General features: G+C 64.1%; 11 protein-coding genes and 2 tRNA genes. 11 read left to right on the top strand and 2 right to left on the bottom strand.

The features are described from left to right. Positions 1 to 149 precede the first annotated feature (149 nt). From dnaN to NIBR502770_RS17995, 11 genes are all read left to right on the top strand, one after another. On the top strand, positions 150 to 1,274 hold the full coding sequence (dnaN, locus tag NIBR502770_RS17950) for a DNA polymerase III subunit beta (protein ID WP_141158802.1): 1,125 nt from the start codon (positions 150 to 152) through the stop codon (positions 1,272 to 1,274). 83 nt (positions 1,275 to 1,357) lie between these two features. Continuing rightward, the gene (gnd, locus tag NIBR502770_RS17955) at positions 1,358 to 2,242 is read left to right on the top strand and encodes a phosphogluconate dehydrogenase (NAD(+)-dependent, decarboxylating) (RefSeq protein ID WP_141182857.1); all 885 of its coding nucleotides are present in this window, start codon (positions 1,358 to 1,360) and stop codon (positions 2,240 to 2,242) included. A gap of 45 nt (positions 2,243 to 2,287) precedes the next feature. Then, positions 2,288 to 3,493 carry a DNA replication/repair protein RecF gene (recF, locus tag NIBR502770_RS17960; RefSeq protein ID WP_141182858.1) on the top strand — a complete coding sequence of 402 codons (1,206 nt, stop codon included), beginning with the start codon at positions 2,288 to 2,290 and terminating at the stop codon, positions 3,491 to 3,493. Further along, positions 3,483 to 4,037 (top strand): DUF721 domain-containing protein, encoded by a 555-nt coding sequence (locus NIBR502770_RS17965; protein WP_141158799.1) that lies wholly within the window; start codon positions 3,483 to 3,485, stop codon positions 4,035 to 4,037. The genes recF and NIBR502770_RS17965 overlap by 11 nt, the downstream gene beginning before the upstream one ends. A gap of 375 nt (positions 4,038 to 4,412) precedes the next feature. Beyond that, positions 4,413 to 6,500, top strand: coding sequence for a DNA topoisomerase (ATP-hydrolyzing) subunit B (gene gyrB, locus NIBR502770_RS17970; RefSeq protein WP_141158798.1), 2,088 nt, complete (start codon positions 4,413 to 4,415; stop codon positions 6,498 to 6,500). A gap of 55 nt (positions 6,501 to 6,555) precedes the next feature. Continuing rightward, positions 6,556 to 9,234, top strand: coding sequence for a DNA gyrase subunit A (gene gyrA, locus NIBR502770_RS17975; protein WP_141158797.1), 2,679 nt, complete (start codon positions 6,556 to 6,558; stop codon positions 9,232 to 9,234). Next, complete coding sequence (locus tag NIBR502770_RS17980) at positions 9,227 to 9,898, top strand: DUF3566 domain-containing protein (RefSeq protein ID WP_141158796.1); 672 nt, start codon at positions 9,227 to 9,229, stop codon at positions 9,896 to 9,898. The genes gyrA and NIBR502770_RS17980 overlap by 8 nt, the downstream gene beginning before the upstream one ends. A 97-nt stretch (positions 9,899 to 9,995) precedes the next feature. Beyond that, a tRNA-Ile gene (locus NIBR502770_RS17985) sits at positions 9,996 to 10,069 on the top strand. Between the two features lie 29 nt (positions 10,070 to 10,098). Further along, a complete protein-coding gene (locus NIBR502770_RS21365; RefSeq protein WP_246857309.1) occupies positions 10,099 to 10,257 on the top strand; it encodes a DLW-39 family protein in 159 nt (52 codons plus the stop codon). Between the two features lie 72 nt (positions 10,258 to 10,329). Beyond that, positions 10,330 to 10,405, top strand: a tRNA-Ala gene (locus NIBR502770_RS17990). Between the two features lie 82 nt (positions 10,406 to 10,487). Beyond that, positions 10,488 to 11,444, top strand: coding sequence for a DMT family transporter (locus NIBR502770_RS17995; RefSeq protein ID WP_141158795.1), 957 nt, complete (start codon positions 10,488 to 10,490; stop codon positions 11,442 to 11,444). A gap of 3 nt (positions 11,445 to 11,447) precedes the next feature. On the opposite strand, the gene NIBR502770_RS18000 is transcribed toward NIBR502770_RS17995, so the two are convergent. After that, entirely contained in the window at positions 11,448 to 12,323 is an 876-nt protein-coding gene (locus NIBR502770_RS18000) for a glycosyltransferase family 2 protein (RefSeq protein WP_141158794.1), read from the bottom strand. A gap of 102 nt (positions 12,324 to 12,425) precedes the next feature. Next, entirely contained in the window at positions 12,426 to 13,361 is a 936-nt protein-coding gene (locus NIBR502770_RS18005) for a hypothetical protein (protein WP_141182859.1), read from the bottom strand. Between the last annotated feature and the right edge of the window lie 19 nt (positions 13,362 to 13,380).

The raw sequence follows: 13,380 nt of genomic DNA on the forward strand, positions 1-13,380 counted from the left end.
GCTGTCAGCAGCGCTCCCATCCCTGGGTTTTCGTGTGGTTTCTGTCTCCGCGGACCATGCACCAGCCGGGTGGCGCCCAACTTCTTCCGGAGTTTCCTGCGAGATTCCCGGGTTTACATGGCAGCAGCAATGAAAGGCGGCACCCTTCCGTGAAGTTCAGAGTCGATCGGGACGTCCTGGCAGAAGCCGTCACCTGGACAGCCCGGTCGTTGTCTCCGCGGCCTCCTGTGCCTGTCCTGTCCGGCCTCCTGCTGAAGGCTGAAGCCGGAACCGTCAGCCTTTCCAGCTTTGACTACGAAACCTCGGCGCGCCTTGAGATCACAGCCGACATCAGGGATGAAGGCACCATCCTGGTATCCGGACGCCTCCTGGCTGATATCTGCCGCAGCCTGCCGTCGGCCCCGGTGGACGTGGAGACCGACGGCAACAAAGTCACCCTCACCTGCCGCCGGAGCAGCTTTCACCTGGCCACCATGCCGGAAGCTGAATACCCGCCACTTCCGTCCCTGCCGGCCATCAGCGGAACCGTCCCGGGTGATGCCTTTGCCCAGGCTGTCTCCCAGGTGATCATCGCGGCGAGCAAGGACGACACCCTCCCCATCCTCACCGGCGTACGGATGGAGATCGAAGACGACCTGATCACGCTCCTGGCCACCGACCGCTACCGGCTCGCAATGCGCGAAGTACCGTGGAAGCCCGTTACTCCCGGGATCTCCACCAGCGCCCTGGTCAAGGCCAAAACCCTCAACGAAGTAGCCAAAACGCTTGGTAACAGCGGCGACATCAACCTCGCCCTGTCCGACGACGACAGCCGCCTGATCGGTTTCGAGAGCGGCGGCCGAACCACCACTTCATTGCTGGTGGATGGCGACTACCCCAAGATCCGGTCGCTGTTCCCTGAGTCCACCCCGATCCACGCCACGGTGCAGACCCAGGAACTCGTTGAGGCCGTCCGCCGTGTATCCCTGGTGGCCGAGCGCAACACCCCGGTCCGCCTTGCCTTCACCGACGGCCTGCTGAACCTTGATGCCGGGACGGGAGAAGACGCCCAGGCATCGGAAGAGCTGGAGGCGCAGTTGTCCGGCGAGGACATCACGGTTGCCTTCAACCCGCATTACCTGATCGAGGGGCTCAGCGTGATCGAAACCAAGTTCGTCCGGTTCTCCTTCACCACGGCGCCCAAGCCTGCCATGATCACGGCACAGGCAGACGCTGACGGCGAAGACCAGGACGACTACCGCTACCTGGTCATGCCGGTCCGGCTTCCCAACTAGTCCCCACCCATCGGCTCCCAGCCTTCCCCAGCTCAGGCCCGCCCCCACCGCCGCCACACACCAGCGCAGAAATGAGATCCACCATGCATATTGGATTGATAGGCCTCGGCAAAATGGGATTCAACATGCGTGAGCGCCTGCGCAAGGGAGGCGTGGAAGTCACCGGTTACGACCGCAACCCGGACGTAACCGATGCCGCCAGCGTCGAGGAGCTGATCGCCACCGTTCCGGCGCCAAGGATCATCTGGGTGATGGTGCCTTCGGGGCCCATCACGGACGCCGTTATCACCGAGCTCAGTGAAAAGCTGGAACCGGGCGACCTGGTTATCGACGGAGGTAACTCCAGGTTCACCGAGGACCAAAAGCATGGCGAGCTCCTTGCCGCCAAAGACATTCGTTTCGCTGACTGCGGTGTCTCGGGCGGAGTCTGGGGCTTGCAGAACGGGTACGGACTGATGGCCGGCGGGGACGCCGCAGACATCGAACGTGCCCTGCCGGTCTTCGACGCATTGCGCCCCGAAGGTGAGCGGGCGGACAGCTTTGTCCACGTCGGCGGCATTGGTGCCGGCCATTACGCCAAGATGGTCCACAACGGGATCGAGTACGGCCTGATGCAGGCGTACGCCGAAGGCTACGAACTGCTTGCAGCCAAGGACATCGTCACCGACCTTCCCGGCACGTTCCGGGCATGGCAAAAAGGCACCGTCGTCCGGTCATGGCTCCTGGACCTCATGGTCAAGGCACTTGACGAGGACCCCGGCCTGGCCTCGATTGACGACTACGTGGAAGACTCCGGTGAAGGCCGTTGGACCGTTGAGGAAGCCATCGCCAACGCAGTTCCCGCTCCGGCTATTACAGCCGCATTGTTCGCCCGGTTTGCCTCCCGGGAGGACACCTCGCCAGCCATGAAGATGGTTTCCGCGCTGCGCCACCAGTTCGGTGGCCACGCTACCCGTCCCGCCAAGTAGCACCCACCGGGAACCATCAGAGTTCCCAGAATTGCCGAAAACCGCGTGTATCTGGAACACCTTTCACTGACCGACTTCCGCAGTTACGCCCAGGTGGATCTCGCCCTGGAACCCGGCGTCACCGTGCTGGTGGGATACAACGGCATTGGCAAGACCAACCTGATGGAGGCCATCGGCTACCTGGCCACGCTCAGTTCGCACCGGGTCAGTTCCGATGCGCCCCTGCTGAGGTTCGGCACGGAACGCGCGCTGGTCCGCGCGCGCCTGGTCCGCGGCACGCAGACGACGGTCCTTGAACTGGAAATCAACGGCAGCCGGGCGAACCGCGGGCGTATCAACCGCAGTAATCCGGTGCGTGCCCGTGACCTGGTGGGCATCTGCCAGACGGTACTCTTCGCTCCGGAAGATTTAGCGTTGGTCAAGGGAGATCCGTCCAACCGCCGCCGCTTCCTGGACGAGCTGCTGGCGAGCCTCATCCCGCACCACGCGGCCACCCGCAGTGACTACGACCGGGTGCTGAAGCAGCGCAACGCCCTGCTCAAGTCCGCGCGGGCCGGAAGGTTCACCTCCGCGCATGAATCCACGCTCGAGGTGTGGGACCAGCACATGGCCAGGGCCGGAGCGGAATTGCTGCACGCGCGGCTGGAGCTGGTGGAAAGGCTGCGCCCACACCTCGCCCGTGCCTACGCCGAACTTACGGATGCGTCCAAGCCGGCGGACGCCACCTACCGGTCAACGCTGCAGAACCAGATGGACGACGACGGCGTTCCTGCCGGAAGTTCCCCGCGCGCCAAGCCGGGAGGTTCTTCAGACGGCCCCGACGATCTCCGCCTTCTCTCCGTGGACCAACTCACGGAACGCTACATCCAGGCATTCGCGGAATCCCGCAAGAAGGAACTGGAACGCGGCATCTCCCTGGTCGGCCCGCACCGTGACGATTTGGAACTGATGCTCGGGCAAGCCCCCGCCAAGGGGTATGCCTCGCATGGTGAAACCTGGTCCATGTGCCTGTCCCTGCGCCTGGCCTCGTACTACGTCATGCTGGACGATGCCCGCACGGGCGGTTCCGCTCCCATCCTCATCCTTGACGACGTCTTTGCCGAACTCGACGTCCAGCGCAGGCGTAAACTGGCCGCAATAGTCTCCGGCGCGGAACAGGTCCTGGTGACCGCCGCCGTCGACGCCGATATTCCGGGAGAGCTGTCCGGACGGCGGGTGAAGGTAGTCCCGGGAGGTATCGATGAACAGTGAGCAGGGCGGCGGGCTGCAGCCCGGCCGGGAGCCTGACGACATCGATGCCCCGCAGGCTGCACTGAACCGGATGCGTGAAGCCGCGGCCGCACGCGGTGAAGTCCGCCGGAAAGTGGCGCGGCCTGGCGCACCGAAAACCAAGGGCAGTATCCGGGACACCCGCGGCTTCAGCCAGTTCCACGCCACCGGGCGGGATCCCCTGGGCCTGGGAAAGGTGGTTGGCCGGCTGGTGGCGGAGCGCGGCTGGACGTCACCTGTGGCCGTTGGTTCGGTCATGGCAGAGTGGGCAACCCTGGTGGGACCGGAAATCTCCTCCCACTGCACTCCGGAGAGTTTTACCGACACCACCCTCCACGTGCGGTGTGATTCCACGGCGTGGGCCACCCAGCTTCGGCTCCTCAGCACCAGCCTGCTTGATAAGTTCCGCCGGGAACTGGGCGAAGGGGTGGTTACCAAAATCCAGGTCCTCGGACCGTCGGCACCAAGCTGGCGTAAGGGTGGACGCAGTGTCCAGGGCCGTGGTCCGCGGGACACTTACGGATAACCGGGGCGGCAACTCTTGAAACTGCGCGCAAGGGCGTGTAGGGCGCTGTAAGGACCATTGCGTGTATAGGCACCCGGAGGGCGTACCGCTGGGCCGCCCTAGGCGCGGCCAAGAGCCTCGCACAGCCATGTTCACCTGGGCTGAAGGCCCTGGAATGCGGGGATATGAGCCGGTTCACGGTAGAATTGGTGCAGATAACTGGGCGCGGATGAAACGTTGACTTCAGTCCGTTCTCCGCGCGCTCTCCGCGTCCGGGGAACGGAGCACCACTGTCAGCAGGTCACCGGCGCCATAGGTTTGTGCCTGTTGGCGGGTGGCTTTCCCTGGGAGAGGCACCGGCCGGCCATCATCGAGAACAGAGGAGTCGCAGCGCCTGTGGCTAACGACAATACAGATATTCTGGCAGCAGATACAGCAGTCGAGGATGGCCGCACCCCTGACACCCCGGCTGCGGCCACAACGCCGAGGGAATACGGCGCCAGCGACATCACTGTCCTCGAGGGCCTCGAAGCTGTCCGCAAACGTCCGGGCATGTACATCGGATCCACCGGACCCCGTGGCCTCCATCACCTGGTGTACGAGGTGGTGGACAACTCCGTGGACGAGGCACTGGCCGGATACTGCAGCCACATCGAGATCGTCCTGCAGGCCGACGGCGGCGTCAAGGTAGTCGATGACGGCCGCGGTATCCCGGTGGATATGCACCCCACGGAACACAAGCCCACCGTCGAGGTGGTCATGACCATCCTGCACGCCGGCGGAAAATTTGGTGGGGGTGGATACGCTGTCTCCGGCGGCCTGCACGGCGTGGGCATCTCTGTGGTCAACGCCCTGTCCAGCCGCGTGGATACCGAAGTGCGCCGCCAGGGACACGTATGGCGGATGTCCTTTGCCGATGGTGGCAAGCCGCAGGGCAGCCTGGTCATGGGCGAAGAGACGGACGCTACCGGAACCACCCAGACGTTCTACCCGGATCCGGAGATCTTCGAGACCACCGAGTTCGATTTCGAGACGCTGCGCGCCCGCTTCCAGCAGATGGCTTTCCTGAACAAGGGCCTGCGTATCACCCTCACGGATGAGCGCGCGCCGGCCGGGGACGATGCCGACGGCGACCTGGACCTTGACGACCTCAGCACCGAGGGCGAAGTCAGCGCAGAACACCGCACCGTGGTGTACCAGTACGACGAAGGCCTCCTGGACTACGTCCGGCACCTGAATTCGGGCAAGAAGGTGGAAGTGGTCCATGAGGACGTCATCGCCTTCGAAACCGAGGACAAGGACCGCAAGATCGCCCTGGAAATGGCCATGCAGTGGACCAGCGCCTATTCCGAAAGCGTCCACACCTACGCCAACACCATCAACACCCATGAGGGTGGCACGCACGAAGAAGGCTTCCGCGCTGCCATGACCTCCCTGGTCAACCGCTATGCCCGGGAAAAAGGCATTATCAAGGAAAAGGACGACAACCTCACGGGCGACGACATCCGTGAAGGCCTCACTGCCGTCATTTCAGTCAAGTTGGCTGAACCGCAGTTCGAGGGCCAGACCAAGACCAAGCTCGGCAACTCAGAGGTCAAAGGCTTCGTCCAGCGCGTGGTCACCGACGGCCTGGGCGACTGGCTCGAGCGCAACCCCGGCCCCGCCCGTGACGTGATCCGCAAGGCGATCTCCGCCGCGCAGGCCAGGATGGCGGCGCGCAAGGCCCGCGACAACGCACGGCGCAAGAGCCCCCTGGAGTCTTTTGGCATGCCCGGCAAGCTGTCGGACTGCTCCTCCAAAGACCCGGAAAAGTGCGAGGTCTACATCGTGGAGGGTGACTCGGCCGGTGGTTCCGCCAAGCGCGGCCGCAACCCCGAGACCCAGGCCATCCTTCCGCTGCGCGGCAAGATCCTGAACGTGGAGCGTGCCCGCCTGGACAAGGCCCTGGGCAACGCCGAAGTCCAGTCCATGATCACCGCATTCGGCACCGGCATCGGTGAGGACTTCGACCTCGCCAAGCTGCGCTACCACAAGATTGTGCTCATGGCAGATGCCGACGTGGACGGCCAGCACATCACCACGCTGCTGATGACCCTGCTTTTCCGGTACATGCGGCCCCTCATCGAGAACGGCTACGTGTACCTGGCCCAGCCGCCGCTGTACCGGATCAAGTGGTCCAATGCCCCGCACGACTACGTGTACAGCGACCGGGAACGCGACGCCAAACTCGTGGCAGGACAGGCAGCCGGACGCCGTATTCCCAAGGACAACGGCATCCAGCGCTACAAGGGCCTCGGCGAGATGGACTACACCGAACTGTGGGACACCACCATGGACCCCGACCACCGCACCCTGCTGCAGGTAACCATGGACGACGCCCTGGCCGCCGACCAAATCTTCTCCGTCCTCATGGGTGAAGACGTGGAATCCCGACGCAACTTCATCCAGCAGAACGCCAAGGACGTCAGGTTCCTGGACATCTAAGGACTCGCTCCAAAGTATTCGGAACCAGACATATACCTGAAACGGAAAATAACTAATGAGCGACGAAATCCCCGAGAACTCCGCCCCTGAGGGCGGAACTCCGGACACCGTTCTTGAAGGCGACGTGCTGATCGACCGGGTGGAACAAGTGGACCTGCAGACGGAAATGCAGCGTTCCTACCTCGACTACGCCATGGCCGTCATTGTGGGCCGCGCCCTCCCCGACGTCCGTGACGGCCTCAAGCCTGTGCACCGGCGTGTGCTGTACGCGATGTTCGACGGCGGCTACCGTCCCGACCGGTCCTTCAACAAGTGTGCCCGCGTGGTGGGCGAGGTCATGGGCCAGTACCACCCCCACGGTGACACCGCGATCTACGATGCCCTGGTACGCCTCATCCAGGACTGGACCATGCGCTACCCGCTGGCGCTGGGGCAGGGTAACTTCGGCTCGCCCGGCAACGACGGTGCCGCCGCACCGCGATACACCGAAACCAAAATGGCACCGCTTGCCATGGAAATGGTCCGGGACATCGACGAGGAAACCGTCGATTTCCAGGACAACTACGACGGCAAGAACCAGGAACCCACCATCCTGCCGGCCAGGTTCCCCAACCTGCTGGTGAACGGTTCCTCCGGTATCGCCGTGGGCATGGCCACCAACATCCCGCCGCATAACCTCCGGGAAGTAGCCGACGGAGTGCAGTGGTACCTCTCCAACCCCGGTGCCACGCGCGAGGAACTCCTCGAGGAATTGCTCGTACGGGTCAAGGGCCCGGACTTCCCCACGGGAGCCACCATCCTTGGCCACAAGGGCATCGAAGACGCCTACCGCACCGGCCGTGGATCGGTCACCATGCGCGCGGTGGTTGCCGTGGAGGAACTGCAGGGCCGGACCTGCCTGGTGGTCACCGAGCTTCCGTACCAGGCCAACCCTGACAACCTGGCCATCAAGATCGCCGAACTGGTCAAGGACGGCAAGATCCAGGGCATCGCCGACCTCCGCGATGAAACATCCGGACGCACGGGCCAGCGCCTGGTGATCGTGCTGAAGCGCGACGCCGTGCCCAAGGTGGTGCTGAACAACCTCTACAAGCACACCGAACTGCAGAGCAACTTCTCCGCCAACATGCTGGCCATCGTGGACGGGGTGCCGCGGACCCTGAGCCTGGACGCGTTCATCCGCCACTGGGTAACGCACCAGATGGACGTCATCGCCCGCCGCACCCGGTACCGGCTGCGCAAGGCGGAGGAAGAAGCCCACATCCTGCGCGCCCTCCTCAAGGCACTGGACATGCTCGATGAGGTCATCGCCCTCATCCGCGCCTCCAGCACCACCGAGGCCGCCCGGGACGGACTGATGGAGCTGCTGGACATCGATGAGCTGCAGGCGCGGGCCATCCTGGACATGCAGCTGCGCCGCCTCGCCGCCCTGGAACGCCAGCGCATCCAGGAAAAGCACGCAGAACTTGAAGCCCTGATCACCGAATACAAGGAAATCCTGGGTTCGGAGCAGCGCCAGCGCGAGATCATCAGCACCGAACTCGGCGAGATCGTGGACAAGCATGGCGATGACCGCCGTACCAGGATCCTCATGGGCTACGACGGCGACATGTCCATGGAGGACCTGATCCCCGAAGAGGAGATGGTGGTAACCATCACCCGCGGCGGCTACGTCAAGCGCACCCGCAGCGACAATTACCGGTCGCAGCAGCGCGGCGGCAAGGGCATCAAGGGCGCCCAGCTGCGTGGAGACGACGTGGTGGAGCACTTCTTCGTCACCACCACCCACCACTGGCTGCTGTTCTTCACCAACCTGGGCAGGGTCTACCGCGCCAAGGCCTACGAGCTGATGGAAGCGGGCAGGGACGCCAAGGGCCAGCACGTGGCCAACCTGATGGCCTTCCAGCCTGATGAACACATCGCCCAGGTGCTGGATCTCAAGGACTACCAGCAGGCCCCGTACCTGGTCCTCGCCACCAAGAGGGGCCTGGTGAAAAAGACCAGGCTGGAAGACTACGACACCAACCGTTCGGCCGGCGTGATCGCCATCAACCTGCGGGACGGTGACGAACTGGTCTCCGCGCAGCTGGTGTCCGAGACCGATGACCTCTTCCTGGTCTCCCGCAAGGGCCAGTCAATCCGCTTCACCGCCACCGATGACGCCCTGCGCCCCATGGGCCGCGCCACATCCGGCGTTACCGGCATGAAATTCCGCGAGGATGATGAACTGCTTGCTGCAGACGTGGTCACCGACGGTTCATTCGTGTTTATCGTGACCGAAGGCGGCTACGCCAAGCGGACGGCCGTCGAGGAGTACCGGCTGCAGGGCCGCGGCGGCCTGGGCATTAAGGTAGGAAAGTACCAGGAAGAGCGCGGCCACCTGGTGGGCGCACTTATCGTGCAGGAAGAAGACGAAGTCCTGGTGGTCATGGAGGGCGGCAAGGTTGTCCGTTCCTCGGTTGCCGGTGTTCCCGCAAAGGGCCGGGACACCATGGGCGTCATCTTCGCCAAACCGGACAAGAACGACCGGATCATCGAGGTGGCACGCAACAGCGAACGCGGTCTTGAGGACGAGGAATCCGCCGGCGATGACGTAACGTTGGCTGAAGATGGCGGAACCGCTGGGGAATCCGCCGCGCCAGCAATGGCAGAAGAATCACCGGCCGTTGAGTCAGAGGACGCCTCGGGCGACGCTGAGCCGAACGAAGACAACACGGAGGTAACGAGTGAGTAATTCCGACTCATTTCCCAAGCCGAACAGTACTGTTCCCGACGGGAACCGGCCTTCCGCGGCACCCCGCGTGAACGCCCCCGTTCGTCCGCAACAGCGCCCCTCGGCGCCCGCCGGCGCGCCAGGCCAGCGGCCTGCCGTCCCGGGCCAGCGTCCCCAGCAGGGAGACCGCCCCGCACAGCCGGGCCAACGCCCCTTCCAGGGCCAGCCCGGCCAGCGCCCGGCACAAACAGGCCAGCGCCCTGCGCAGGGAGCCTCCGGCCAGGGAACACCTGGCCTGGTGAAGCCCGCTCCGAAGGCAAAGGTCCGCCGGGCCAGGCTGCTGATCAGCAAAGTGGACCCGTGGTCCGTGCTGAAAATGGCGTTCCTGCTGTCCGTGGCACTGGGCATCGTCACCGTGGTGGCCGCCATCGTCCTGTGGACCGTCCTGGACCTGACCGGGATCTTTGACCAGGTGGACAGCCTCCTCGGCACCCTGGCGGGCGCTGAAAGCGGCGGCTTCGAACTGAAGAAGGTTGCTTCGCTGGGCCAGGTGGCATCATTCGCCACCATCATTGCCGTGGTCAACGTCGTCCTGCTGACGGCGCTCTCCATGCTTTCCGCTGTCCTGTACAACATTTCCGCCACCCTGGTGGGCGGCATCGGCGTGACCCTCACCGACGATTAGGACACCATTCCACCGGCTCCACGCCGGTGGAATGGCCCGATTTGAGATCGGGCCGGGGTGTGCTGTAAAGTCATGTCTCGGCCCGATGAGGGATTGAGGGCGTATAGCTCAGGCGGTTAGAGCGCTTCGCTGATAACGAAGAGGTCCCAGGTTCAAGTCCTGGTACGCCCACGGAACCTGTGCAGGTTTCAAACGGAGGTATGGTGCGGATCCGTCCGGTACCTTGCCGGATTGGGGAGCATGTGAAGAAGTTGCTTGTACTGGCAGCCGCAATCGCAGGCTTCCTGGTTTACCGGAAAGCACAGGAATCCGAAGCCCGGAAAACGGTCTGGAGCAAGTCAACCGACACGGTGGACTAGCCCGGCCGCCCACCCCGGGAGCCGGTCAGAGGCTCCCTGGTTCTAGGGTATGATTGACGGGTTGCTTCTTATGGGGGCATGGCGCAATTGGTAGCGCACCTGCTTTGCAAGCAGGGGGTTCGGGGTTCGAGTCCCCGTGCCTCCACCATAGGAAAGTCCCGGTCAGCGGAAACGCCGGCCGGGACTTTTTGCTTTCCATCTGCGCAAGGAACCAGCACCAGGGGGCTGCATTGAACTTCTTATTCGCGGCCCTGGGGGTCCTGGGCGTTGCATCCTCCGGACCGCTGATAGCCGCCACGCTTGGTGCCACCAGCGTCAGCGCGCTTGCCATCGCCTTCTGGCGCAATGCCATCGGTGCCGTTGTCATGGCAACTCCCACCCTTGTCCGGGAACCCGGCCAGTTCCGCAGGATCAGCGGCCGGGAGTTCCGCTGGTCCATGCTGGCCGCCATTGCGCTTGCCTTGCACTTCGCCTGCTTCATCACCTCCCTTCAGCTCACGTCCGTAGCAGCTGCCACAGCCCTCGTGTGCCTGCAGTCAGCCTGGATTGCCGTCTTCCAGCTCTTCCGGGGCATCCGCCACCGGTGGCAGGTCCTGGCAGGGCTGGGGATTGCTTTTGGCGGAGTCCTTGCCATCACCGGGTTTGATATGGGCTCCTCTCCGCAGGCCGTTACGGGGGACCTGTTGGCCATGGCCGGTGGAGCGCTGGCCGGCCTATATACGCTCGCCGGCGGTAAGGCCCGGCAAAGTATGACCACCGGGACCTATACAACGCTCTGCTACGGGATGTGCGCCGTCCTCGTGGCAGTAATGGCGCTGCTCTGGGGGCAACCCCTGGCCGGGTTCGAGCCGGCCGGGTGGCTCGGCATCGCGGCCATCACCGTCTGTGCCCAGTTGGTGGGCCATACGGCCTTCAACCACCTGCTGGCCACCATGAGTCCCCTCATTGTCTCCATGATCATCCTGCTGGAAATCCCCGGCGCAGCGCTGCTGGCCGCCGTCTTCCTGCACGAGACCCTGCCGGCGGGCACCTACGCCGGGCTGGGCCTCATCCTGGCGGGACTCGCCGTCGTGGTGCTGGGCCAAAGGAGTGGCCGGGGCCGAGGGAACGCCACGCGCAGGGGCCGCAGAACCGATCCCCAGGAGGAACCGCCGTCGGAATACCTCGCCGGGCTGGGGACCGACTAGGCGCTACTGGCCGCCGCGCCGGACCGGCTGGGCCGTATTGACGGTGTGGATGGCCCTGAGGAGCTTGGCCGGGAAATACACCGAGAAGAACACCACCATGGGGGCCTTCAGCGCCATCTTCCTGACGTTGTGCGCCTTGTAGGTCCGGTCGAACCGGGTGACGTAGTAGCGGTAATCCCGGGGTGAATCCTCAAGCCTCCGGGCAGACATTCCGGACACCATCTGCGGCCAATAACGGACAGGCAGCTCGTGGTCGGCCAGGTGCAGGGACAAATCGATGTCCTCGTGCATCTCATCCTTCTCGTCCCGGCAGGTTTCGGAACGGATGATCTCCCAGGCGCCGGCCCGCAGGGCCATGTTGGAGCCGAACAGGAAATGGTACTGGTGCTTGGCCAGCTTAAGCATGAGCTGGCGCATTTTGTCATCCGCCTTGAGTCCAAAGCGGCGCATTGGCATGTCGTAGTAGACCACGGGGCCGGTTGCGGCCTGGACCGACTGGTCCGCGAAGGCCTTCTGCACCTGCTCAACCCAGTCGGGTTCCACAATGGAGTCGGCGTCGATCCGGCCCAGGATGTCACCGGTGGCACTGTCCAGCCCGAAGTTCCTGGTGGGGATGAGTCCCTGCTCGCGGTCCTGGCTCAGGAGGATGATGGGGCTTTCCGGATACTCGAGCTGCATCTGGCGGACAATGTCAGCGGTCCGGTCCTTCGAAAGGTTGTCCACCACGATGATCTCGTGGGCGGGAACAGACTGGTAGATGGCAGCTATCAGGCACTGCCTGATCACGTTCTCCTCGTTGTACGCCGGGATGACGATTGACACGCGGAGCTGTACGGCTGCGTCGTTCACGGCATCCCCAGAGGATCGATTGGCTGACATCACTTCAAATCTAGCATCCGGGATAGATGCCCCCGCGGACGGGAAAGGTCACAAAAGGGGGCCCCGCCGTGGAACGGAGCCCCCTTGTGTGTATGGCGGAAATCAGGCCTGGCTGTTGCCCTTGCCCTCATCGGCGACCGTCTTGGCGCCGCCTTCGGTGTCATCGGCAACATGCTTGGCCTTGTCGGCGGCATCCTCTGACTTATCAGCCACAGTCTCAGCTGCGTCACCGGCCTTGTCCGCTGCAGCACCGGCTGCGGCTTCGGACGTGCCCTTGCCGGCGGTGCCGGCAGTGGTTGCCTTGACGTCGCTGACGGTGGTGGCCGGGACGGGTGCCGGGGTCGGGGTGACCGGCGACGGAGTCTTCCAGGGGTCCTCGACCGGCTTGGATGCCTTCCACGCGGCGACGCCGGCTGCGACGGCAGCAGCCACCACGCCGAAGACGAGCCAGCCGCGCTTCTTCGGCTTCTCCGGCTGGGCAAGCTTCACGTCCACTGCGCGGCTGGCTCCTGCTGCGGCCGCCTTCAGCTGCGTGCCGGTGGCCTGTGCCTGCTCCTGGAGGGCGTGGATGATTCCCACGTCCCCGAGCTTCTGCGCAACGGCGTCAACACGGGCCGGGGTGTTTTCCAGGGTGCGGTGGACAGCTCCGGAGGCCACGCCAATCTGGTCGGAGAGCTTGGGCAGGTAATCCACCACCACCCGGTCGCGGGCATTCAGGACAACTGGCGTGGCCTTGTCCAGGGCCTCATGCAGCTTGGGCGATGCGCCTTCCACTACGTCGTTGATCTTGGGAGCCAGGTGGGCCAGTCCGTCCTGGATCCGGGGAGTCACGGTGGCCACGCCGTCGGCCAGGCTGTGGGCCGCCGTCTTCAGGCCTTCCTGGATCTTGGGAGATGCGGTATCCAGGCTCTGCTGGAGGCGGGGAACAGCCCAGTCCACGGCAGCTTCCACCCGGGGGGCCGCCCAATCCTTGGCGTTTTCCACCGCACTGGTGACCGACTGCTCAAGGTCACGGGCAATACGATCCGATTTCTTCACAACTACCTCCCGATTAATT

Origin of the sequence: Pseudarthrobacter sp. NIBRBAC000502770 (genome assembly GCF_006517815.1) — a bacterium.
GTDB lineage: Bacteria > Actinomycetota > Actinomycetes > Actinomycetales > Micrococcaceae > Arthrobacter > Arthrobacter niigatensis.

Coding starts and splice junctions, on each gene's coding strand:
- gnd (WP_141182857.1), top strand. CDS start 1,358: ATGCATATTGGATTGATAGGCCTCGGCAAAATGGGATTCAACATGCGT.
- NIBR502770_RS18000 (WP_141158794.1), bottom strand. CDS start 12,323: ATGTCAGCCAATCGATCCTCTGGGGATGCCGTGAACGACGCAGCCGTA.
- gyrA (WP_141158797.1), top strand. CDS start 6,556: ATGAGCGACGAAATCCCCGAGAACTCCGCCCCTGAGGGCGGAACTCCG.
- NIBR502770_RS17965 (WP_141158799.1), top strand. CDS start 3,483: ATGAACAGTGAGCAGGGCGGCGGGCTGCAGCCCGGCCGGGAGCCTGAC.
- NIBR502770_RS21365 (WP_246857309.1), top strand. CDS start 10,099: ATGGTGCGGATCCGTCCGGTACCTTGCCGGATTGGGGAGCATGTGAAG.